The 23,360-nt window shown below is 42.9% G+C and carries 18 protein-coding genes; 8 read left to right on the top strand and 10 right to left on the bottom strand.

Annotated elements, in window-relative coordinates; all coding sequences use genetic code 11:
- Window positions 1-132 precede the first annotated feature (132 nt).
- The 3 genes from G3569_RS06760 (at window position 133) to G3569_RS06770 (ending at window position 5,057) form a co-directional block, all read left to right on the top strand.
- Window positions 133-1,614, top strand: a complete 1,482-nt coding sequence (locus G3569_RS06760) for a DUF5343 domain-containing protein (RefSeq protein ID WP_165267389.1) — start codon at window positions 133-135, stop codon at window positions 1,612-1,614.
- Between the two features lie 389 nt (window positions 1,615-2,003).
- The gene (locus G3569_RS06765; protein ID WP_165267391.1) at window positions 2,004-3,740 is read left to right on the top strand and encodes a methyl-accepting chemotaxis protein; all 1,737 of its coding nucleotides are present in this window, start codon (window positions 2,004-2,006) and stop codon (window positions 3,738-3,740) included.
- Window positions 3,741-3,869: 129 nt separating this feature from the next.
- On the top strand, window positions 3,870-5,057 hold the full coding sequence (locus G3569_RS06770) for an aminotransferase class V-fold PLP-dependent enzyme (protein WP_165267393.1): 1,188 nt from the start codon (window positions 3,870-3,872) through the stop codon (window positions 5,055-5,057).
- On the opposite strand, the gene G3569_RS06775 is transcribed toward G3569_RS06770, so the two are convergent.
- The 8 genes from G3569_RS06775 to G3569_RS06810 form a co-directional block, all read right to left on the bottom strand.
- Window positions 5,054-6,838, bottom strand: coding sequence for an ABC transporter ATP-binding protein (locus tag G3569_RS06775; RefSeq protein ID WP_165267395.1), 1,785 nt, complete (start codon window positions 6,836-6,838; stop codon window positions 5,054-5,056). The genes G3569_RS06770 and G3569_RS06775 overlap by 4 nt on opposite strands.
- Before the next feature lie 12 nt (window positions 6,839-6,850).
- Window positions 6,851-8,110 carry a ribonuclease Z gene (gene rnz / locus G3569_RS06780; protein ID WP_165267397.1) on the bottom strand — a complete coding sequence of 420 codons (1,260 nt, stop codon included), beginning with the start codon at window positions 8,108-8,110 and terminating at the stop codon, window positions 6,851-6,853.
- An 85-nt stretch (window positions 8,111-8,195) separates the two neighbouring features.
- Window positions 8,196-9,998 carry an ABC transporter ATP-binding protein gene (locus G3569_RS06785; protein WP_350356551.1) on the bottom strand — a complete coding sequence of 601 codons (1,803 nt, stop codon included), beginning with the start codon at window positions 9,996-9,998 and terminating at the stop codon, window positions 8,196-8,198.
- A 47-nt stretch (window positions 9,999-10,045) separates the two neighbouring features.
- Window positions 10,046-11,077 carry an NAD(P)/FAD-dependent oxidoreductase gene (locus tag G3569_RS06790; protein WP_165267399.1) on the bottom strand — a complete coding sequence of 344 codons (1,032 nt, stop codon included), beginning with the start codon at window positions 11,075-11,077 and terminating at the stop codon, window positions 10,046-10,048.
- Between the two features lie 91 nt (window positions 11,078-11,168).
- A complete protein-coding gene (locus G3569_RS06795) occupies window positions 11,169-12,530 on the bottom strand; it encodes an acyclic terpene utilization AtuA family protein (RefSeq protein ID WP_165267401.1) in 1,362 nt (453 codons plus the stop codon).
- 314 nt (window positions 12,531-12,844) lie between these two features.
- A complete protein-coding gene (locus G3569_RS06800) occupies window positions 12,845-13,513 on the bottom strand; it encodes a response regulator transcription factor (protein ID WP_165267403.1) in 669 nt (222 codons plus the stop codon).
- Window positions 13,514-15,343: 1,830 nt separating this feature from the next.
- Entirely contained in the window at window positions 15,344-18,316 is a 2,973-nt protein-coding gene (locus G3569_RS06805) for a sensor histidine kinase (protein ID WP_165267405.1), read from the bottom strand.
- A gap of 26 nt (window positions 18,317-18,342) precedes the next feature.
- Window positions 18,343-18,702: a hypothetical protein gene (locus G3569_RS06810; RefSeq protein ID WP_165267407.1), complete on the bottom strand. Its 360-nt coding sequence runs from the start codon at window positions 18,700-18,702 to the stop codon at window positions 18,343-18,345.
- Between the two features lie 230 nt (window positions 18,703-18,932).
- On the opposite strand from G3569_RS06810, the gene G3569_RS06815 reads away from it, so the two are divergent.
- From G3569_RS06815 to G3569_RS06825, 3 genes are read left to right on the top strand one after another with little or no spacing between them, the layout of a single operon-like run.
- Window positions 18,933-19,028 carry an NAD(P)-binding protein gene (locus G3569_RS06815; RefSeq protein ID WP_165267409.1) on the top strand — a complete coding sequence of 32 codons (96 nt, stop codon included), beginning with the start codon at window positions 18,933-18,935 and terminating at the stop codon, window positions 19,026-19,028.
- A 30-nt stretch (window positions 19,029-19,058) separates the two neighbouring features.
- Window positions 19,059-19,376 carry a phytoene desaturase family protein gene (locus tag G3569_RS06820; RefSeq protein WP_165267411.1) on the top strand — a complete coding sequence of 106 codons (318 nt, stop codon included), beginning with the start codon at window positions 19,059-19,061 and terminating at the stop codon, window positions 19,374-19,376.
- Window positions 19,376-19,546: a hypothetical protein gene (locus G3569_RS06825; protein WP_165267414.1), complete on the top strand. Its 171-nt coding sequence runs from the start codon at window positions 19,376-19,378 to the stop codon at window positions 19,544-19,546. Before G3569_RS06820 ends, G3569_RS06825 begins: the two co-directional genes overlap by 1 nt.
- A gap of 54 nt (window positions 19,547-19,600) precedes the next feature.
- Here G3569_RS06825 and G3569_RS06830 read toward each other — a convergent pair whose 3' ends face one another.
- Window positions 19,601-20,128, bottom strand: a complete 528-nt coding sequence (locus G3569_RS06830; RefSeq protein ID WP_165267416.1) for a transposase — start codon at window positions 20,126-20,128, stop codon at window positions 19,601-19,603.
- A gap of 279 nt (window positions 20,129-20,407) precedes the next feature.
- A complete protein-coding gene (nfi, locus tag G3569_RS06835; RefSeq protein ID WP_165267418.1) occupies window positions 20,408-21,112 on the bottom strand; it encodes a deoxyribonuclease V in 705 nt (234 codons plus the stop codon).
- Between the two features lie 71 nt (window positions 21,113-21,183).
- Here nfi and G3569_RS06840 point away from each other — a divergent pair, with 71 nt between their 5' ends.
- Both G3569_RS06840 and G3569_RS06845 read left to right on the top strand, forming a co-directional pair.
- Window positions 21,184-22,605, top strand: coding sequence for a pyridoxal phosphate-dependent decarboxylase family protein (locus G3569_RS06840; RefSeq protein WP_165267420.1), 1,422 nt, complete (start codon window positions 21,184-21,186; stop codon window positions 22,603-22,605).
- A gap of 49 nt (window positions 22,606-22,654) precedes the next feature.
- A complete protein-coding gene (locus tag G3569_RS06845) occupies window positions 22,655-23,359 on the top strand; it encodes an SDR family oxidoreductase (RefSeq protein WP_165267422.1) in 705 nt (234 codons plus the stop codon).
- Window position 23,360: the final 1 nt, after the last annotated feature.

A 23,360-nucleotide genomic window follows, 5' to 3' on the forward strand; every position in this document is an offset into this window, starting at 1 on the left:
TGAGAAGTTCTATTTTTATACTGCTAGCTGTGCAAGCCAATACAGCAAAGAAATATTAATAGTTTCTAATTGGTGTATTTACTAATAAATACACAACATACAGTATTAATATAAATCATTTATAGCAAGGGTATGAAAGTATCAGAGGCTTTTTTAGTCAATACTAAAAATTTTGACACTATTATCAATGCATTGGTCAATCACAATGCCGAAGAGATTACAATTGACTCGGACCTACTGGAACGTCTTGGATATGCAGATCCCAATGATCTGCTGGTAGTTCGTTTACTCAAAGATCTGGATATTATTGATAACGATGGTAACCCCAGCACACATTTTGAGGAGTTTAAGAACCCTGATACAACACATCTGGCCTTAGCAAAAGGGCTTATCACAGCCTATGAGGATGTTTTTAAAAACTATCCTAAACTTTATCAAGCTTCCCCTGATCAGGTCAAAGAGGCTTTTGTGGACCTGTTTAAGGATAAAAAAACGGACCTGATTATTAAGTATATCTCCAATACATTCTACGAGGTTGTCAATTATGTGGGCATTAATACTGTAACAAGCGTATTAGGTAACCACAATAATGAGCCCGAACCTGTAGAATCTGGTGTAGCCGAACTTTCACAGGCCGGATCGTATCAAACCAAAAACCTGCCCTCGGGAGAAACTATCGGCAAATCTGATGTGGAAGACATTATTAGTCGCTTGTCAGGTGCTCAAAAAAACCTTGATAATAATGCCCGGGTAAAAGATGAAGAAAGCCCGGTTCAGAAAGAACCCGAATCTCCCGAACCAACACCACCACCTGCTGAAGACGAACAAGCAGAAGCCCCCAGTGCAGAAAAAGAAGATTCAAAAGAAAGTGAAACCAATAAAGTCTCTGAAAACCCTGTAAATAACCAACCAGAGCCCTCCCCCGCTAAGCTTGATATGCCTCTCAATAAATCCACAGAGCCTGAGGTAAATACACAAAGGGGGGAACCAGAACACAAAGTTGTTCAAAAAGCATTGTTCCGAAAGTCTGAGCTTCTTTTTAAAATGAAACGGTGGGAGGAGTTAGTACCTACTCTGGAAAAAATTATCAGCCGTTATGATAATGAGAAATATCCCCATCTTAAGAATGCCGTTTCCAAAGCAGTAATGCGGCGAGCTATTTCTTTGTTAAAACTCAATCGGAGCAAAGAAGCTCTACCTGCCCTAAATCAAGTTATCGCTCGCTTTAAAGATTCTGATAATCAAGATTTTTATAACCAAGCATCCCATGCTATGCTCTATAAGGCTCAAATCCTGGAAAATAGCGGGGATTCGCAAGAGCTGCTGCCACTTTATAATACAATCGTAGATCGACTTGATGAAAGTTCAGAAATACAAATGCTTGAAAAGCTTGACGGTATTTATTTAAAACGTTTTGATCTTATCCTTGAGACAAATAAGAAAGATCAGATCCTGGACGCAAGTTCCAAACTCATTGAACGATTTAAAGGCAGTGGTCGGTATACGAACTACATCCAAAAAGCAATGATAAAGCGTGCCGAAACGCTGGATAGCATGAACAGAGATGAAGAAGCTCTTACCGCTTATGATGAATTTTTAGATATGTTCGGTTAATCCCCTTCCTTGACTTCTTTTTGAGCGACAGGAGTAAACCCTCCTGTCGCTTTTATTATATACGCTCTCCTTGCTACCATATTATTATCAATAATTACGCCTTATCCATAATCTCAAATATCGGTTCTTTATCTGATATTTCGGCTTAAGTTTTTTCCCGTGTTACCGATAACACTATTCTTTAAAAGTCGGTAGGATTATAAAACAGATTTGCAGATATAGCACTGCGTCTATAACAGTACGCTGTGTAAAAATATGCACCCAGAACTTTAGGAATTAAATCAACTTTCCCTACCCCCCTTAGATATCCATCCTGGATATAAAACAATCACAATAACCATACTCAGAGTACTCAAAAATTTAAATTAAACTCACAAGTATTACTACTAATGAAAGTTAGAACACGCCTTATCCTGAATGCACTGTTGGTATTTATTTTCTTGGGAATTATCGCAGGAGCTATAGTAATATCCAATGAAAAATCTGAAACTATTCAAACAGCTGTATCCGATACCAAAGAAATATGGACCCAAACATTGCAAATGAGAAGGGCAGAAAAGGATTTCTTGCTTCGGGCCGGAACAAATCCTGACTTCTTTGAAACAGGAAATATCAAGTATATCGATAAATTTAATACCGCCCTACATAAAACCTATTCCCTGCTTGATTCCCTCAGATCTAATGAACTGATTAAAGAAAAAGGGTTCGCAACTCAGGTCTCTTCTTTAAGAGATAATTTTGGAACCTATAAAAGCAAGTTTAAAAACATCACTGATAAAACAGTTGAAAAAGGTTACAAAAATTGGGGGCTGGTTGGCGAAATGCGTTCGGCTGTTCATGGGTTGGAAAAACTTGTTGACAATGATAAAACCCTAGCCGATGTGCTTACCCTCAGACGTCACGAAAAAGATTATTTATTGCGTGGTGATACAAAGTATAACAAGCGAATGAATAAGCAGATACAGAAAATGAAAGGGTATATGCAAAGTGCGAAAGCACAAGAAATTTTGGAGAACTATTACTCGAAATTTTCTGCGATTGTCGCAATTGATGACCAATTGGGACGTGATAAGACATCCGGACTAACCGGCGAACTACGGTCGGCAGTACATGCTGTTGAACCAACCGTTAAAGCCCTAATAACCGATGTGCAAACGGCCGGCGAAAAAGAAATAGCCTTTTTACATTCGGTAATCTGGATAATAATTCTTGTCACTATTGCAGTCTCTACCCTGCTCTCTTTTTGGTTAATGCGATCTATCTCAAAGCCATTGCAAACGGCAAATAAAGCCCTCCACGCTATGGCAGAAGGGGATCTTACTCACAAGATCAAGGTTAGAACCAACGATGAGTTGGGTGATATGATGCGTAACATGAAACAGATGATGGAAAAGCTCCGGGATATTGTGGGTACTATTAAAACCAATAGCAATAACATCGCCTCAGCAAGCAATGAATTGAATATTTCGTCCCAGGAACTATCCAGTGGAGCAAGTGAACAAGCGAGTGCAACGGAAGAGATTTCATCTTCTATGGAGCAGATGACTTCCACAATTCAAAATAATACAGCCAATGCTAAAGAGACCGAAGAGATAGCAGAAACGGCTTCAACAGACATTAATCGAGGTAGCAAAACTATATTCAAAACTATTGATTCAATGCAAACAATTGCTGGCAAGATATCTATCATCGGCGACATTGCCCGTCAGACGAACTTGTTGGCTTTAAATGCAGCTGTAGAGGCTGCCCGTGCCGGTAACCACGGTAAGGGCTTTGCAGTAGTAGCCGAGGAGGTCAGGGGCCTTGCAGAACGAAGCCAAGAGGCTGCTGTAGAAATTAATGATCTCTCAGAGTCCAGCATGTCTGTTGCGAAAGAGTCGGGGCATATTCTGGAAGAGATGGTACCGAATATTGAAGAAACTGCAGATCTTGTCCAGGATATTGCTACCGCCAGCGTTGAACAAAGTACGGGAGCAGACCAAATTAACGCCTCCATACAACAGATGAATGAAGTAGTTCAAAAGAATGCCGCTACAGCTCAGGAGCTCTCTTCCAGCTCCGAAGAATTAAGTGCCCAAGCCAATCAAATGCAGGAAGTGATCAATTTTTTCAAACTTAATGACTAACCCCCATTAAGTATAATAACCCTCAGGCAGTAGCAATTGAATTTGCTGCTGCCTTTTTTATTTGTTGACAGTTAACGGTATTCCTCTTTTACTAGAACTGCAGATAGTAGTCACCCAAAAACGTAAACAATGGATATACAAAAGCTTCGCAACCAAACACCCGGCACATCTGAAGTAATACATTTCAATAATGCCGGGGCCTCGTTAATGCCCTCCCCTGTTTCTGAATCCGTAATTTCATATCTCAGGGAAGAAACATTGCGTGGGGGCTATGAGACAGCTCGCAAACATCAAGAAGACATTAACCGGGTTTATTCCACGATTGCTAATTTTATCAATGCAGCTGATCATGAAATTGCCCTACAAGAAAATGCGACGATGGCCTGGAATATGGCTTTCTTCGCTATCAATTTCGAGGATGGTGACCGAATTCTTACTTCTGTTTCGGAATATGCCAGCAACTATATTGCCTACCTCAAGCTACAAGAAGAAGTAAACGTTAGTATTGAAGTAATTCCAAATGACGAAACCGGAAGTACGTCTGTGGAAGCACTATCGTCGATGATGGATGAAAAGGTTAAACTTATCAGTATTACCCATATGCCCACTAATAGCGGGCTTGTAAACCCCGTTGAGGAGATAGGAACCCTTGCAAAAGAACACCCCTGCTTGTATTTAGTTGATGCTTGTCAATCAGTTGGGCAGTACCCGGTGGATGTGGAAAAAATAGGCTGTGATATGCTTTCGGCTACAGGACGAAAATACCTGCGAGGTCCCCGTGGTACAGGGTTTTTGTATGTTAATGATGATATCCTGCCCCATTTAACACCTCCCTTTCTGGATCTTCACTCAGCAAAGTGGGTTACAGAAGATGAGTACCAGATGCGAGATGACGCCCGGCGTTTTGAAAACTGGGAAACAAATTATGCCGGTGTAATAGGGCTCAAAAAAGCAGTCTCATATGCTGCTCAATTGGGTATTGATGAGATTTGGCACCGTATTAGGGATCTCGGCGAAAAGCTACGCAGTACACTGAGCCAAATTCCAAATGTGACGGTTCACGACATCGGAAAAACCAAAGGGGGAATCGTTACTTTCACTATTGACGGTGTATCTGCTGAATCGGTATTGAAGGAACTCTCAGAAAAACATAACATCAACGTAAGTACTTCAGGAAAACATAGTACGCTGTTAGATATGGAAAAACGTTCGCTTGATGAGCTGACCCGAGCATCAGTTCATTACTACAATACTGATGAGGAGATCCTAAAGCTTACCAGAGCCATCCGGAAAATATCTGAAGAAGTAAATTCTTAAGCTGATTTTGAGGTTGGCACAAACTCATCTTTATACTGCAGTTCGTACAACTTGCGATAGATACCATCTTCCTTTTCTACAAGCTGCTGGTGGGTTCCGGTCTCACGGATCTCACCTTTGTGCATCACTAAAATTTTATCAGCGCCCTGTATTGTAGATAAGCGGTGAGCAATAACAATTGAAGTTCTGCCCTCCATCATCTTATCACAAGCCTTATTAACAACCTCTTCGGTTTCAGAATCAACGCTGGAGGTGGCCTCATCTAATATCAATATATTGGGGTCGTACACCATCGCACGAATGAAACAGATAAGCTGACGCTGCCCCATTGATATTGATTTCCCGCGTTCAGCCAGCTCATATTCAAATGCACCGGGAAGCTTGTTAATAAATCGATCAGCCTCAATTTGGCGAGCTACTTTTTTAACCTTCTCTTCTGAAATATCGGGATTACCCAAAGTGATATTTTCCATTATAGTACCGGAAAACAAGGCATTATCCTGTAAAACAAGCGCGAAGTTTGTACGCAATTCATCCAGCTTCAAGTTACGAATATCAACCCCATCCAGCTTAATAGATCCACTGTCGATATCATAAAATCGCAGCAGCAAGTTAATGATGGTTGATTTTCCCGCCCCGGTAGCTCCTACAATGGCTATTGTTTCTCCGGGTTCTGCATCAAATGAAACATCTCTGAGCACGGTTTCTTCCTCATTATAGCCAAACCACACATCTTCAAATTGTATTTGTCCCTCTCGTTCATCAACCGTTTCCGGGTTCTCGGGATCAGTAATTTCATTTGTAGTATCAAGGATATCAAAGATTCGCTCAGATGATGCCAGCGCAGATTGCAGGGTATTAAACTTCTCAGAAAGTCCTCGAATGGGTCGAAAGAAATCTCGTACATATTGTACAAAGGCGACCAATATTCCGAAGGTGACCTCTCCCATCATTGCACGCCCCCCTCCGTACCAAATAACCAGTGCCATAGCGAGACTGGCAATAATTTCAATGGCGGGCCAAAAAATTGCAAAATAAAAGATCGTTTCGATATAAGCCTCTTTATGGCCTTCATTGATATCGCGAAACTTTTTACGCTCCCGCTCCTCCTTGTTAAAGAGCTGTACAATAGACATTCCATTAATATGCTCTTGTACAAAGGAGTTGAGCCTTGAAATTTGGTCCCGAACTTTTAGAAATGATACGCGTACTTTTGCCTTAAAGAGAAAAGTAGCATAAAAGAGTAACGGTAATACTGAGATGGCAACCAGCGAGAGTTCCCAGCTCATGCTGAACATAAAATAAAGGATAAAGAACAGGCGAAACATATCACCTATGATGCTTACCACTCCATCACTGAGTAAGTCGCTGAGTGCCTCAATATCGCTGGTTGTACGCGTAATAAGACGACCAATGGGGTTCTTATCAAAAAACTGTACGTGTAACGACTGTATTTTTTGAAATACAGCATTCCGCATTTTAAATAATGTACCCTGCCCAAACCACCGTGTGAGGTAGGTATTGGCCACAAGTAGAAAGAACTCACCAATCAGGGCTCCAACGAGCAACACAATAATCCATAGTAATCCCTGGAAATCCCTGTTTCGGATATATTCATCGATAGCAAGCTGGGTAAGTTTTGGGCGAATAGTACCCAAAAATGCAGCACTAAGTGTTAGTACAATGCCGAGCAGCACATACCACCGATATGGTCGAATAAATTGATAAAGCCGCCGAAGCAAGTCCGAGTCGACGGCTTTATCTTCCTTCTCTTTTTTCACGCTATAGAAGTTTTAGAACCGATCGAAATCATCAAATGGCGTACGCGGCGTAATCTGCTTTGGCTTACGCTGCGAATCCTGGTTATTATTGCTACTATTATTGTTTTTGTCCTTTTTCTTCTTTCTTTTCCGTTTTTTCCGATCGCTACTGCTGCTGCTCTTATTATACTTCTTGCGGGATTTCTTTCCGGAATACTTCTTCCGTTTTCGGAACTTCTTTTTCTTTTTTCCTTTACTACGGCGTTTCCGTTTTCTTTTACCGGAAGAGTTCTTTTTATTTTTCCCGCCCTTATTCCTGTTATTGTTGTTTATCTCTTTCAGATAAACTTTCGGCTCTATAATGCCTTTCTCATGGGCCGGATCCGTAAAGATCGGTCGCAGCTCCGTAGCTACCCAGGTTGGGAAGAAATCGTCGCGAGCTTCTCGCAGCAATACATATTCGTTGGTATATCGTGCAGAGAAATGGGTAATAACCAAGAGCTTCGTTTTAGCCTCATTGGCAACGCGTGCAGCATCTTTTGCCGTAGAATGTCCGGTCTCTTCTGCTTTATCAGAAAGACTATTGCTGAATGTAGCTTCGTGGAACAATACATTCGTATTTTTACCCAACTTCACAGAGTTCGGACAATACTTGGTATCTGTGATATAGGCAAAACTGTCACCGGGTCGCGGATGTCCAACAATATCCATTGATTTAACGACGGTACCATCGTCCAGTTCAACATCATTTCCGGCTTTCAGCTCTTTATATTGCCAGTCTTCGCTAATGCCCTGTTCTTGGGCTTTTTCAGCATCTACTTTACCGGGCTTGTCTTTCTCCTGGAATCGGTAACCAATACAAAACTTGGTATGGTTAAGCGGACGAGCCTCAATGTAATATTCATCTTCATCGACTACCCGTTCCTCTTCAAAACCTTCTTCCACCTCAACAAATTCAATGGGATAATTGAGGTCGATATTGGCAAATTCAAAATTCCATTCTACAAAATCTTGCAATCCTTCCGGACCAACAAGCGTAAGTTTTCGGTCTCTTCGTTGTAATTGCAGAGTTGACAGTAACCCGATAAGCCCTGAGTAATGGTCTGTGTCGAAATGTGAAATGAAAATACAATCGATTTGCGAACGCTTAAGGCCTCCCTGAAGCATTCTCATTTGTGTATTTTCACCACAGTCGAAAAGAAAAACACTTCCCTCTCTCCATACTGCCACCGATGAAAGGTGACGGGTTGCTGTGGGTGTTGCTGATGCAACTCCTAATGGTACAATAATCATCTTAGTACTCCTATGTAATTTGGGATTGAATTGCGATCAAACAATCAATCTTGGGTTCGTTAGTTGAATGTTTACTATTTGGGTGTTAAATCTCAGCCAGTTCTTGTTCTATGAGTTGTTTATTATACATGACTGAATAACGACCTTCATTTTCTAATAATTCGTTGTGCGTGCCTTCTTCTACAATTGTGCCATCTTCAATATAATAAATGATATCTGCATCTTTTATAGTTGATATGCGATGGCTAATCATTAAGGTTGTGCGTCCTTCCAGCTCATTCCTTAAATGTTGTAGAATAGCTTCTTCGGTCTTTGTATCGACCGCACTCAACGAATCATCTAATATAATAATTTTTGGATCCCGAATCAGGGCCCTGGCGATAGCGGTTCTTTGCTTTTGGCCGCCCGACAGGGTTATACCTCGTTCACCTAGTATAGTCTCAAATTTTTTCTCGAATTCCAAAATATTGTCCCGAACTTTCGCTTTTTCAGCAGCTTCTTCAATCTCGTTCTGTGAAGCTCCCCGGGTTCCAAATCCTATATTTTCTCCAATGGTATCAGAAAATAAAAATGTGTCTTGTGGTACAAGGCCAATATTTTCCCGTAAGAGCCTGACTGGTATCGACTTAATGTCTTGGCCGTCTATCAGTATTTTACCTTCTGTTGCATCAAAAAGTCTTGGTACCAACTCAACAAGCGTCGTTTTACCACTACCGGTTCGGCCGACTATAGCCGCATTTTGACCCGCTTCAACTTTAAAACTTACATCTTTTAATGCATATTCATCGGCCCCCGGGTATTTGAACGAGACATTACGGAATTCTATTGTGCCATCAATACTATCAATATCCCGATCCGTTTCGGCGTGATCTTCGATATCTACATCTTCTGTTAAGATCTTATCAATACGTTTCCAGGAAGCCATGGACTGTTGGAACCTGTTTACAGTATAGCCCAACGAAGCCACAGGCCATGTCAGGTATGCTACATATACAATATACTCCAGAATGTTACCTACCGTTAGTTGACCTTCTATCACCAACTGACCGGCCTTCCATACTACAATAACTACCGAAAGACCAATCAGTAGATTTAAGGTAGGATGAAACAGTGATTCGACCAGGTCGAGCCGTAGTTTCTTCTTTCGGTACGATTCACTCTCATCTTCAAATCGCTGTTGCTCATACTCTTCCCTGTTATAAGCTTTTATCAACCGTACACTGGAAAAAGATTCTTTGGCACGTCCTGCAATGGTAGAGTATTGCTCCTGTATTATTCTAGAGTAATCATTGATATATCCACTTACCCAATATGCAAATGCAGAAAGAAAGGGAAGCGGAAGCAATGCCCACATCGTCAGTTCTGGACTTACTATAATCATCATAGTTATGATGAACCCCATACGCGTCAATGTATTGATGGTATACATATAGGCCGGACCGAAATACTCGCGCACTTTTGAGACATCCTCGGTAGCCCGTACATACACTTCACCAGAACTGTAGTTGCTGTAAAATCGCTGGGGGAGCTCCAATAGTTTGTCAAAAATATCGTTTCGTAAATCAAACTCTATCTTCCGTGATGCTACGATCAAGGTTTGACGGGTAGCAAAAAGAAGTATCCCGGATAATAAAACAGCCCCAACCAAAAAGAGTGCATTTTTTGCCAGTGGCCAGCTTGCTGAACTACTAAAAAGCACCCCTAATATACTGTCGAATGCCTCTGGGGAGTTTTCGAGATCAACTTTTGAAATCTCGTCTACCGTTCGGCGCAAAAATACCGGGATCCATACCAAAAAGAAATTGGATGCGGTAAGAAAAAGCGAACCGAATATAATGGTGCCCTTATATTTTTTGAAATAAGTGTTAAGCTTTCGCAGAGAACCCACGGAATACCTTTATATTTTCGAAATACTACGCCAAATACCAATGCTTATTACGCAGGCACTTCACTGAATTTATTGATCCAATACTCTGCCAGGTTATATCCTGAGACGAAAGCATTGTCCAGCGAACTGCCTCCCAAGTAGTCTCCTATCAACGCAAGCGGTGCCTCTGCCATTTCCAATTCCATAAAATATTCATCGATGGGATTTTGGGCCTCAAAATACTTCCAGCGGTGCAAATAGGTAGATTTAGGCTGCCGTACGGATGACCCAATAATGTTTGATGCCTCTTCGAGCAGAAGTTCTTTTACTCTTTTATCATCTTCTTGTGCGTGAGAGCGATAAAATTCCGGTGAGGAATGGATAACAAGTCCGGCTTGGTCAGCTCCTCGTTTCGAGGATTCGTTTGTTATCAAACGGATATCACTGTACTCCACTTCTATAGCCTTCCATTCTGGCGGAGCATGATCAAAAGTGCATGCCAAAGAAATCCGTCTATCATATCGCACTTCATCAATATGGCGAATAATTTTTCGGGTAGCCGTTCGATTTTGCACGGTTTGGATGATCCCGTAAGCTTCAACAGCCGGAGTAGCTAGAATTACGGCATCACACTCAAAAACACTGATGTCCGTCAGGTTAATCATCCAGGAACGCTTTTTAGTAGTATCGGGACCGATATATGTAAGTCCCCCGGCCTGCTCTTCCGATTTGATATCTACCCAGCGACTCAAGTCTTTAGCAATAGCCTGATTTCCCGCCGTTCCTATATAGTTCATCTGTGAATTGGCATTGGGGTCCGTTTCCAAAAGCTCTTTGCCATCATACAAGCCGAATTCATCCGTCCATTCGGCTACTGCTCCCGTTTCTGTCAACTCATCAACAAATGATTTAAACGTTTGGGAATTAGCCTTAAAATGCGGCAGCCCATAATCAAGGGTTATGCCGTCAAGGGTGATTGATCCCAAGCGCCCTCCAACAGAACGCTCTTTCTCAATAATCGTAACATCATGACCAGCATCCGCCAATCGTTTTCCTGCAATTAGTCCCGAAATGCTAGCACCAATTATTCCTATAACCATGTAATCGGAAGTTGTTTTAATCCGTTTAAATTAAGACTGCGTAAAATCCGAAATATTACGCCAAAATTCTAAGTTATTTACAATGTATTCATTAAAAGGTTCGCACGCGCGGTGATACGGCCTCTTTATCCAATAAAGCAGGCCAATACGCTACAACACCGCTTGCTTTGGGGCGTCCGCCGGCAAAACCGGTAACTCCGCTGGGGCCTGTCAGGATAAGAGGAGCTACTTCTTTCCCAAATCGGTTCAGATCTTTTTTACTGGAACCCGAAAGCGAAACTCTCATTTGCACTTCTTCGTGCTCTTCCTTGAACAGTTCATCTGTCACAGGTTCTTCGCTACAACCATTAACGCCGACATACTCTACTCGGAAATCATCAAAATCAAGACCCAGTGCCTGCGCGCGGCCTTCTAAAATTTCTCCGGCTTTTTGTGCTTTTTTAAGCGCATCCGGCCAAGAGTAAACCAATGTAGACGACAATTTATAGCCATCATTATAGCTTGCCGAAATTTTATATGTATCTGTTTCTGGCTTTCCGGTAATGCCATACACATGCACCTTATTATCCCCTGCCGACTCTAAATTAACAGAGGTGAAGTCTGCAATACAATCGGGCGTAATATATTCCGCAGGATTCCCCACCTCATACATCAACTGCTCTTTTACGGTCATCTCGCTTACCAGTCCCCCGGTGCCCTCATGCTTTGTAACGTAGAAGTTGCCGTCGGGCTTTGCCTCAATGATGGGGAATCCGATATCAATAAAATCATCCACTTGTTCCCAATCGGTAAAGTTACCACCGGAAACCTGCCCCCCACATTCTATGATATGCCCGGCAATAGTACCGGCACTCATTTTATCATAATCGTCTAACGACCACCCGAATTCATGAACCATTGGGGCCAACGTCAATCCGGTATCCGTAACACGACCGGTAACCACAATATCGGCTCCTTTATCAAGCGCTTCTACTATAGGTTGACATCCAAAATAGACATTGGCACTAAGCAGCTCATCCTTAACAGTAGTAACCGGCTCGCCTGTTTCCATATTTGCCAGCTCATGACCTTCAGCGATAAGCTCATCAAGGTTATCAAGGATATTATCCCCATCAACCACAGCTACTGTAATGTCTTCATACCCCTGCGCATCAATAGCTTCCAGGATTTTATCCTTACATGCTTCGGGATTTACGCCCCCCGCATTTGATATTACCTTAATACCTTTTTCTGCGATATCCGGCAATACTTCGGTCACCACATCAACAAAATCACGGGCATAACCATATTCGGGATTTCGCATTTTCTGTTTCTGCATAATGGACATCGTCACCTCTGCGAGGTAATCCATTACCAAATAATCGATAGGCCCCTTGCGAACCTGGTTAATAGGAGCATTGGGCAAATCGCCCCAAAATCCCTGTCCTGATGCTATTCTGATAGATTCTTTCACGAGAATAATTTCTTGTATTACAATTCTCTGCAAAGATAAGATTTCGTGCTACACTAACAAAAATAAACGACTCATTAACACCTTTTATAAAAAGTGAAACCCCGACCTCTCGCCAGGCCGGGGTTTCGTGGTTCTCTCTCTTACTCGTTTGCGCTAAAAAAGGGGGCTCTCTTACAATTTTATGCCGTTTTCATGTATGGACTACTAATGTAATGGTTGGGCAGACTCCAGTCACTACATAAACATGTGGAAATAATTGGGCTAAAATATTAACGAGAAGGAAATTCTAAGAAGGAATATTGCTCTAAACAGTTTTATTCAGAGAGGTCGGGATTAATGAGCCGCTGAGAAATGCCTTTGGAAACCGCTTCCGATCTTGAATTTACGTGGAGTTTCCGATAGATATTTCGGATATGATACCGAACCCCATCAACCGAAAGGTAAACCTCTTCGCCAATGGCAGCATAGGATTTCCCTTTTGCGAGCTCTGCTAATATCTCTAGCTCTCGCTCTTTCAATTGTTCTCCTTCATCATTTGCCGCAGGCTGATGGAATGTTTTGATCACTTTTCGGGCAATATTGGGTGTCATCGGAGAACCGCCCTCATATGCATCTCTGATAGCTTTTTTCAACTCTTCCGGGGAAACCTTTTTCATCAGATACCCTACTGCCCCGGCACAAAGGGCATCAAATACATTTTTATTATCATCAAATACAGAGGCCATTATAATGATCAGCTCTGGATATTCTTTCTGCAGGTACTTCACCCCCTCAATTCCCGACATGCCCGGCAACTCAATATCCATCAGTACCACATTGGCTTTGGATATTTCATCTGAATCGAAGGCTTCTTCGCACGACTCAAATGCATTTAGTACCAGAAGGTCCGGAGCAAAATCCAGGATGGTAGTCCACCCCTCCCGCATATATTTATTATCTTCAACTATAACAATTTTGATAAGCTCCTGTACTGAATTTTCCATAGACATAATATAACGATTGAATACTCTCTTGCCACTACATAACTATGTGGTTTCATGTGGTATTAACATAATTGTTGTAGCAAATTTGTTATTGAACAGTTAAAAAGCAAACCGGATAAGCAGGATGCTTGCGATATAAGTAAGTCTGATATTAAGCACACCACCAATAGCGCGAGCGTCCCGCTCGTGCTCATGTTATTGATTTGCTGTTTGGTGCTTTGAAAAAGAGGTACTTCACCTAGTGGAGTTCTACTGCCTTAAACCTTCGCTTAAGTAAAACCACTGAGTAAGATTCAGTCGTCGATCTGTCTGTGCAACTCTATAGCTTTTAATACTCAATCATTTAATTACCAAATAAAACACCCCTCCCGCTTCGCGGCACTCCCCTCAAGGGGAGATGATCTGTGTTCAAGTGATTGATGCAATACAGCGGTTTTTTAAGGTTTGCCGGTCAGAAGAAGAGTAATTAAATTTTCTTACTGACCGAACGTTTAGGTATTGCTATACGGTTTTAATGCGCTCGGCGCAAATGCTAAATTATTACTCTCTCAACCTCTTCTTGACTTCTCCTTTCGTAAAGAGAAGAAACGGAAGAGCTAAGACATGTCGACTTAATATTTGGGGGCTTTGCGAAACTAGTCACATCTTGTCATGCTGAACTTGTTTCAGCATCTCATATACAGTTATTAGCATTAAAACCGAGATCCTGAACTGAATTCAGGATGACATACCGAGTTTTGCAAAGTTCCTTTTTATATCAATAATCAAAAGTTGGATTCTGGGCGAGAGAAGAAAGGGCTATACATTTAGCAGCTTTGGTTGCTTGTTCTGTTCTGACCCCATCTTGTTCTTCCCCTACGCGCAGGGGAAGAGACTTTTTTATTGAGTATTCAGCTAGTAATTAAACTGAGTGTCTCTGAAAGGATACACGCATTAAAACCCAGCACATATTGTATATAAGCGTCCCTCTCCCTGCGAACAGTAGGGAGAGGTCAGGAGTGGGTCAGCATGCCGCAGTGAAGACTTGGAACTTTCGACTTTTGAGTAGCCTAATTCCCGGTTATTTTTCAACCTCCTCTTGACCTCCCCTTTCATAAAGAGCAGAAATAAATGTGCCATCTTCATGGGTTACAGCAACAATAAAATATAGGGTCCTGCTTTAAATGTATTGTGCTATTAGTTTTACATCTCAGCTACAAAATTCCCTTCCTTATCAAGGAGGGGTTAGGGGTGGTTGCCAAACCTGGACCTGCTATATTTGAGTAGACACCTAGTTAAACCATAGATTTTCAGCGAACCTTATATCCCAATAGTTGCCTGCCCTTTAACTTACTCCAGGGCATAATCTCCGGTTCAGTCATATTATTGTGAAGGTGCTATCTAAGGTTTTACTATTTTGGGATGTAATGTGATACCCCCTCCTCTTGGCCTCCCCTTCATAAGGAGGAGAAACGAAAAAGCAAAAACGTGTAGACGTAGTATTTCAATCAGGATTAACATACAGCTGTAACATGAGCAAAATGCTCATGCTATGTTTGCTTCAAAATAATAACAGAAACCCATTCCCAGACCCGTATCAGAGATATCTAACAATAGCGCGAGCGTCTCGCTCGTGCTAAAAACATAATTGTTTTGTCGAACAAGCCGGATAGTAAAGAGCAAAGCATCTTGCTAACGAAAGGCATCTCTTAATCACCAAATAAAACACCCCTCCCTCTTCGCGGCACTCCCCTCAAGGGGAGCTCAGGTGGTCGTTTCCCGGTCGTCCGTCGTCGATCTTCCCCTTGCCGCGCCCCGTTTGACGGGGGCACTTCGCAACTCAATCACGAATCACATACCCAGCGTCATTTTCCAGCAAGTGCCTCCCTCCTCATTACTGCCTAACTCAAGATCTGCCCCTATTTTCTGTGCTCTTTCCTTGATGCTCTTTAATCCCTTGCCATTGTATTGATCCACCGGCTTTTCCAGGCCGATACCATTATCACGGACACGAAGCTCCAATCTGTTTCGCTGCATACCCAGATGAATCTCTACTTTATCAGCCTGTGAATGACGCGCCGCATTCACGACCATCTCCTTGAAAATCAGCCACAGGTGCTGGCGCAGCTCGATATCAAGCGGCTGATTAATATCACTATCGATATTCAGCTTATATTCAATGTCTTTGCTCTCAAACAGATCCGAAGCAAAACGGCGACATTTCGAAAGCAGATCCACCCAAGAATCCTTCTCCGGGTCGATCGACCAGATGATATCGGTAATCTTTTCTTTTGCATCATCGGCACTCTCAGAAATGAGATTTACGAAACGCTCTGACTGCTCTTCATCAGGCACCTGCCGAATAGCCTGGGCAAAATAGGAGATGGAACTAAGAGTGGCACTGACCTCATCGTGCAGGTCGCTGGCAATACGATTGCGAATACGATGCTCACGCATCAAGCGGTTAATACGAATTTTATGAAGCCCATACAACAGTCCACCAATTACCAATATATATAAACTGTAGGCCCACCAAGTGCGATACCACGGCGGCAGTACCGCAAACGAAAACGTATCGGTTTTGCTGATGCTGTCATACACATTTTTAGCACGTACCTTGAAGGTATAGTTCCCCTCCGGGATGTTCGTATAATCTTTCTGTACTTCGGCAGTCCAGCTGCTCCATTCCTCTTCGAACCCCTCCAACTTGACCTGGTAGCGAATTTTAGACGGTTCTTTGTAGTAAGTCGCCGAATACTGGAATCGAAGCTCATTATTTTCGTAATCCAACTCATATCCCCTGTTCTTCAAGCCCGCATTGATGAGCGAATCGCCCCGCACACGCACTTCCCGAACATGTGCCGAATAAGATTCCTCGTACTCCGGATCCAGGAATCGGTCTTTGGAGGGGTCGTACTGGATGATACCCTCGTTGGAGGCCATCCATACCAGCCCGCTTTCATGGGTATAGATGCGGTTTACCTGGTTGGCGTCGATACGCTTGAGGCCCGCCTCGGCGTAGCGGTAGCCCTCCTCTTCTTTGAGCAGCACCTGGTGCTCACGATTCGACCGTACATAGATATTGCCCTCGGCATCCTCCTCCATCAGGAACACCTGCCGCTCGGGGTCGGCCATCTCCTCCCCAAAACGATGATCCCGAACCAGCGAATCACTTTCCGCGTCATAACCGTATAAACCGGCAGAACTGCCAACCACTGCCTCTCCGGAAATGTTGAATACGCGCAAAGCCTGGTCATCTTGGCTATGCGGGACCTCATAATGGTGTATATGAGAATCAAAGTTGTTCAAACTTTCAAAAAAATTCGATTCTATCCGAAATACACCATTACTTACCGTTCCGATCCACAAATCACCGTCATTTTCTTCTACCAAAGATATTACTTCATAGCCAAAACCTTCATTCGTATAAAAGAGTGAATGGTTAGCATCAAAGATCTGAAACTTACTTCTACTTAATACATAGTAGTATCCTTGATTAATTCTCGATTCTTTTATCAATCGGATGTTAGATCCCGAAAATAATTTAACCACATTACTATCTTTAATACGGTATAAGGTATTATTGCAACTAGCAAGTAATTCGTTATCATAGTCATATCGAGAAAGACTATTACACCGACTAGAACGATCAAAAAGAGGTTCAAACTGAATCTTTGGGGTTCGCTTGTTCTTTTCTTGCATTATATTCAATCGGAAAAGTCCTTCATTGGTAGCAGCATAGATATTTTCTCCAAGTACGGCTATATCTATTACGGTCCCGGGCAAATTATTCCGATCATCAAGATATGAAAAGGGGCTCATCGGCTCGATAAGGCTCAACCCATTCCCCAGTGCAACCCAAACGTTGTTCCCCTGATCCAAAAACAAAGAATGTACCTGATCACTCAATAATCCTTCTTCACTACTAATTTTAGCAAGTAGGTCTCCATCTCTGTCTACATGTACAATTCCACTATTTAAACTCCCAAAAAGATATGTGCCGTCAGGCAATTTTATGCCTGTATAAACCTTATTTTTTATCAAAAATTCATTTACAGGTGATTCTATTTCTCTGATATCTGTACCATTAAATATGGATAACCCATTTGTACCATCTGCAATCATCCAAGAGCCTTCATCAAATGGTAAAACCACCATTACTTCTCGATTGATGTATTTATCAGAATTGGGAATAAAATCCAGCTTCTTATTAATCTCATAAAGCCCATGTTCTTTATCAGAAATCAATATTTTATCTACTACATTAAACCCTCTTAAAAAACGTTTCTTAGGTTCAAAAACATCAATTTGGCCATTGTGATACTGAAACATTGCACTTCTCTGACGAAAATAGACTAGATCATCTTTAGTAAATACATTCCAAACATTGGAAATACTTACGTCACGGTCTTCCAATTTAGGAACCAATGAATAGTAACTTGGAGTAATCGAGGTATCCTCAACTGATTTATCTAAAAATCCCAAAGACCCAATACCGCCTACATATAGGCTATCATCTTGGTCACGCTCAATAGAAAGAGCTCTTCGATTTTCCACCTCAATAGACCTCCAGCGTGCACCGTCATATTGGAGCACTTCTCCAACATTGGCTATGTATATTATTCCACTGGCATCCTGTGTGATATCCCAATTTTGGATATAACTATTATAATCCTGATTAGTGAAATTTTGTATGGGTGGATTTGAATAGGTACTAACGTTTCGATCCTGTGCATATAAAGTATGGGGACAGAAAAGCAGCATGAAGGCTCCCAAAACATAGAACTTCACTAAATTTTTCTTATCCCCAATACTATTAAACATACATTCTATCCCTCTGATAATTTGCCTTAAGATCTATCATCTTCAGTTGGCATATCTGGGTCTACTAATTCAACATCCTCATCGTCACTGCCAACCCAATCCTCATTAAGGTCACAAATAACCAAATGATAACTATAAGTATCATGCTTAGGCTGGCTCTGGATGACACTGGCTGAAAGCACCTGTATGTGATTGTGGAATACCGTTTCTATATCCTTTGTTTTGGGCGCCCGAAATTGCAGTCGCACGTGCCCAAGATCCTCTTTAGGAATAACAGCTCCATCGTGTGACCCTAATTTCTTGAATGGCTTTCCGCTCCCCGACTTTTTGACTAATCGATATTCTACTGCAAAATCCAGGTCGTTCTTGATTGTTCTGTCTGACATATTTGTCCCTTAATTTTTTTATATATTTAATTTTTAAGAAGGGGTAAAAGCAGTTTATAGCTTTTTAAATACCCCCCATCGCCAACAGTGGTATATAACCATTTTTTTTACAAATAATCCAGTATCATAAGTAATTGTCTCACAGATAGTTATTACAACGACGATAAGTATATTTTTTGAGAAGATATTATCCCCTTCACTTATGAAGGATTACACTTAATCATTGTCTTATGGCTGATTCAATTGTAATTGGTTCGGGGCCCAACGGGCTGGCCTGCGGTATTCGCTTGGCCAAAGAGGGGTGTTCAGTCACCATCTATGAATAGGCCGATACGGTAAGCGGCGGTACTCGTACCATGGACTTAACCCGACCCGGCTTCCGCCACGACGTTTGCTCGGCCATCCACCCGCTGGCCAAGGCCTCTCCTTTCTTGCAGTCTCTGCCACTGAATGAGCATGGACTCGAATGGATTCAGCCTGAAATACCGCTAGCGCATCCTCTGGATGACAGACCCGCTGGAGCCCTATTCCGCTCGCTTCAGAAAACTGTTGGTTACCTGGGCAAAGATGGCAACAGCTACCATAAACTGGTGAAACCTTTTGTTAGGCATTGGGAAGAGCTGCTCCCGGATATCCTTGCCCCTTTTACCTCTTTCCCAACCATCCCCTGCTGATGGCCCGCTTTGGTTTTTGGGGATTACAACCCGCCGAAACCCTCGCCAAACGATTTGATACCCAAAAACCCCGGGCCACCTTTGCCGGTCTGGCCGGATCCGGGTGGTGGCGTACATGGCATGTGTGGGTTCCATGCGGCGGAGTCGGCGCTACGAAAACAGCCCTCTAGCACTGGTAGGGTCCAACTGAAAGTTGGGCCATACCTTCGAAATAGCTTCATCTATTATATAGAGATTGATCTTTCAGAGAATTTTCGAAACTTCTCTACAGAACCAAACTCTCGCTTTACCAGAGAATGATCAACCAACGTACCATTTCTATAGCCTGCTAAATCAAGGTAACTTGAAAAGGGCCACGACTTGAGATCCTTAACCAATCCTGCCCTAATCGGATTCTGGTGAATATAGGAAAGCAACCTAATCAAATAGGCTTGATCGTCAATAAGTTTTGCTTTTGTATGCTGTTGAAATAAACTACCATGTCTCCCCAATGCTTTGTTCAGAGCTTTGGTATAAGCACTCAACTGTATGCCGATATGCTGCTTAAGTTGGTCGATCTCCCGGGTTTCAACTTTAATCAAAAAGTGAAAATGAGTGGGCATCAAACAATAAGCAAAAACAGACAACAGGTCTTCAAATCGATTCCGAAAGTTATCTAAAAAATACAGGTAGTTATCAGTGTTCCGGAATAGCCGCTCGCAATTATTGGAACGATTGTAAAGATGGTAATAACAGCCTGTCTCTAAATCCATCAGTCGAAAATTAAATGGTCTTTTTTAGTAAGACCAATAGATTTAGTAATCCTTACAATCTTTCCCAGCACTGGTACGGTTCAACTAACAGTTGGGCCGTACCTTCGAATAGCCTACACATTGGGCTGTACCTTAGTAATAGCCTCTTCCATAAGGAGGCCACATCCAAGTGGACTCCATTCCTAGCAAGCACTGGTAGGGTCCAACTACACGTTGGGCCCTACCTTCGAAATAGCCCCTTCCATATAGAGGCCACTTTTAAGTGGTCTCCATCATTAGCTAGTATTCAACATAGCCCGGCTCGGCTTCCCCCTTCCGCAGCTTGTTGGCCCACCGGTGGGCCTGCCTGGTCGTTTCCGGTAGTTTATACTTGTTCAGTGATTTCATCACCGTATCATAAGTATCATCAAAAGACACTTTGTGGCCCGGAGATATATAGATCGGATTCACATTCGTACGGCTGCGCAGTACCATCCCAATACGCTCCTCTCCCTCCTTCAAATCAACATACTCCCCCTTTTCCAATCCCAGTTTGTCATGCGAACCCGTTAGAATATTCTTGGCACACCCAATGGTCGGCCAGTCCACTTCAATACCGAAATGAGTGGCAATTCCCATACGCCGGGGATGCGCTGTTCCATGCCCGTCCAGGATGAGCACATCCGGTTTTTGTTGCAACTGCCCCCATGCCTTTATCAATACCGGGATCTCCCGAAAGGCCAGCAGCCCGGGGATATAAGGAAAGGTTGTTTCATCTGTAACAAGTGAGCGAGCTACAGGACTAAGAGCCGGCAACTGCAATACCACTATAGCAGCATGCATCAGCTCAGAACCCCGATCAAAAGAGATATCAGCACCCGCAACGAATTGTGGTGCTGTTACCAATCCCTGTAACGAAATCTTCTCCTTTAGCTCCTGTTGAAGCTCCTTGGCCTCCGAAGCGGCCAACGTCTTATAATATTCCAATCGATTTGTTAGTGGCATTAGACCGTAAAAGTGTTATAAATTTTGTTTATTGAGGTTCATCTTAAAATAAGATCAACAACGTATTACCCATGGATAATAAGGAATTTCGAAAGAATGCTCATGAACTCGTCGACTGGATGGCCGACTATTTTGAGCAAGTGGAAGACTATCCCATTAAACCCGATCTGCAGCCCGGTGATATTTTAGCCCAACTACCTGATTCTGCTCCTGAACAGGGCGAACCTTTCGAAGCGATGTTCGAAGATTTTAAAAAAACAATTATGCCGGGGATGACCCACTGGGAAAGTCCCCACTTTATGGGCTATTTCCCGGCCAACAAAAGTTATCCTTCTGTGCTGGCAGAAATGCTTACCGCCACCCTGGGTGCCCAGTGTATGAGCTGGCTGACCTCGCCCGCAGCCACCGAGCTGGAAGAGCAGGTCATGGAATGGGTGCGTAAGCTGATCGGCCTGCCCGATCCTTTTACCGGTGTTATCGAGGGCACGGCCTCTACCTCTACCCTTTGCGCCCTGCTGATGGCCCGCGAACAGGTTACCGATTTTGAGGTCAACGAATCCGGTTTTTCAGGCGATCAAGACTATATTGTTTACTGCTCCTCGGAGACCCATTCATCCATTGAAAAGGATGTTAAAATTGCCGGCTTTGGTCGCAAAAACCTGCGCAAGATTCCGGTGGATGAAAACTACGCCATGGATCCCGCGGCCCTGGAAGAGGCGATACGTGAAGACCTGGAAGACGGTAATAAACCTACGGCAGTAGTAGCAACTATTGGCACCACCGGTTCTACCGCTATCGATCCGCTCAAAGAGATCGGCCCCCTCTGTTCTAAATATGAAATTTTTCTCCATGTAGATGCTGCCTATGCCGGCACGGCCCTTCTGCTTCCCGAAAAGCGCTGGATGAACAAAGGCATCGAACATGCGGATTCGTTTGTCTTTAATCCCCATAAATGGATGTTTACCAACTTTGACTGCTCGGCCTTTTACGTACAGGATGAAGCACTGCTGGTTCGTACCTTCGAAATATTGCCGGAATACCTAAAGACGCCCGAAGATGAGCGTGTGAAAAATTACCGTGACTGGGGTATTCCGCTTGGACGCCGATTCCGCGCCTTGAAACTGTGGTTTGTAATCCGCAGCTTTGGTATCAAAGGATTGCAGGATAAGATTCGCGGTCATATTTCCCTGGCCCAACAACTGACAGCAACAATTGAACAGCATGACGATTTTGAACTACTGGCTCCTGTGCCTTTGAATACGATCTGTTTCCGTTTCCATCCCAACCATATTGACGATGAAAAGAAGCTGGATGAACTCAACAGCAAACTGCTTAATAATATCCAGCAAGATGGCACGCTCTTTTTAACACATACCAAACTGGATGGGAAGTATACTGTTCGCATTGTTTTAGGGAATACAAACCTCGAAGAGCGACATGTAGATAAAGCCTGGAACGTTATTAAAGAAAAAGCTTTTGAACTGATTCAGTAGCACCTTTTTTCAATTTTATTGAACCTAATATTAAAAAGAAATTATTGACATGGATTTATCAAAAGTACAAGCATTAGTAACAGGCGGTAGCTCAGGAATTGGAAAAGCGACAGCCAAAGCCATTACCGAAGCGGGAGGCGATGTTGTTATCGCAGCCCGAAATAAAGCTCGCTTAAATGAAGCGGCCGAAGAGATCGGGGCCACCCCGTTACAGTGCGACGTCGGGGACGAAGAAGCCGTGGTCGATCTCATCGAAAAAACTATTAACGTATTAGACGGCTACAATGTCCTCATTAACAATGCGGGCTATGGTACCTTTTCAAAATTGGTGGACCTCTCGGCCTCCGACTTTGCAGAACAGCTCAGAACAAACACTATTGGCGCCATGGTTGTGGGTCGCGAATCAGCAAAATATTTCATCAATCAAGACTACGGAAATATTATCAACGTCTCTTCAACAGCCGGTAAAAAGGGATTTGAAGGCGGTACCGCTTATGTAGCAAGCAAATTTGCTCTCGGCGGCATGACCGAATGCTGGCGTTCGGAACTGCGTCCCCATAATATTCGGGTGATGCAGATCAACCCCAGCGAGGTACAAACGTCGTTCCCGGAAAATGCCGGTATGGAGGAACGAGCGTTTAATGAGACCAAACTTGTTGCTGATGATATTGCCCAAACCATCTGCAGCATGCTGTCACTGCCCGATCGTGGCTTTATCCCGGAAACCAGCGTCTGGGCAACAAATCCACAGTAGC

Origin of the sequence: Fodinibius halophilus, assembly GCF_011059105.1 — a bacterium.
GTDB lineage: Bacteria > Bacteroidota > Rhodothermia > Balneolales > Balneolaceae > Fodinibius > Fodinibius halophilus.

What these genes read in the sequence shown, in the direction of transcription:
- G3569_RS06760 (WP_165267389.1), top strand. Translation starts at nt 133, where the DNA reads ATGAAAGTATCAGAGGCTTTTTTAGTCAATACTAAAAATTTTGACACT.
- G3569_RS06765 (WP_165267391.1), top strand. Translation starts at nt 2,004, where the DNA reads ATGAAAGTTAGAACACGCCTTATCCTGAATGCACTGTTGGTATTTATT.
- G3569_RS06770 (WP_165267393.1), top strand. Translation starts at nt 3,870, where the DNA reads ATGGATATACAAAAGCTTCGCAACCAAACACCCGGCACATCTGAAGTA.
- rnz (WP_165267397.1), bottom strand. Translation starts at nt 8,110, where the DNA reads ATGATTATTGTACCATTAGGAGTTGCATCAGCAACACCCACAGCAACC.
- G3569_RS06790 (WP_165267399.1), bottom strand. Translation starts at nt 11,077, where the DNA reads ATGGTTATAGGAATAATTGGTGCTAGCATTTCGGGACTAATTGCAGGA.
- G3569_RS06800 (WP_165267403.1), bottom strand. Translation starts at nt 13,513, where the DNA reads ATGGAAAATTCAGTACAGGAGCTTATCAAAATTGTTATAGTTGAAGAT.
- G3569_RS06805 (WP_165267405.1), bottom strand. Translation starts at nt 18,316, where the DNA reads ATGTTTAATAGTATTGGGGATAAGAAAAATTTAGTGAAGTTCTATGTT.
- G3569_RS06810 (WP_165267407.1), bottom strand. Translation starts at nt 18,702, where the DNA reads ATGTCAGACAGAACAATCAAGAACGACCTGGATTTTGCAGTAGAATAT.
- G3569_RS06815 (WP_165267409.1), top strand. Translation starts at nt 18,933, where the DNA reads ATGGCTGATTCAATTGTAATTGGTTCGGGGCCCAACGGGCTGGCCTGC.
- G3569_RS06820 (WP_165267411.1), top strand. Translation starts at nt 19,059, where the DNA reads ATGGACTTAACCCGACCCGGCTTCCGCCACGACGTTTGCTCGGCCATC.
- G3569_RS06825 (WP_165267414.1), top strand. Translation starts at nt 19,376, where the DNA reads ATGGCCCGCTTTGGTTTTTGGGGATTACAACCCGCCGAAACCCTCGCC.
- G3569_RS06830 (WP_165267416.1), bottom strand. Translation starts at nt 20,128, where the DNA reads ATGGATTTAGAGACAGGCTGTTATTACCATCTTTACAATCGTTCCAAT.
- nfi (WP_165267418.1), bottom strand. Translation starts at nt 21,112, where the DNA reads ATGCCACTAACAAATCGATTGGAATATTATAAGACGTTGGCCGCTTCG.
- G3569_RS06840 (WP_165267420.1), top strand. Translation starts at nt 21,184, where the DNA reads ATGGATAATAAGGAATTTCGAAAGAATGCTCATGAACTCGTCGACTGG.
- G3569_RS06845 (WP_165267422.1), top strand. Translation starts at nt 22,655, where the DNA reads ATGGATTTATCAAAAGTACAAGCATTAGTAACAGGCGGTAGCTCAGGA.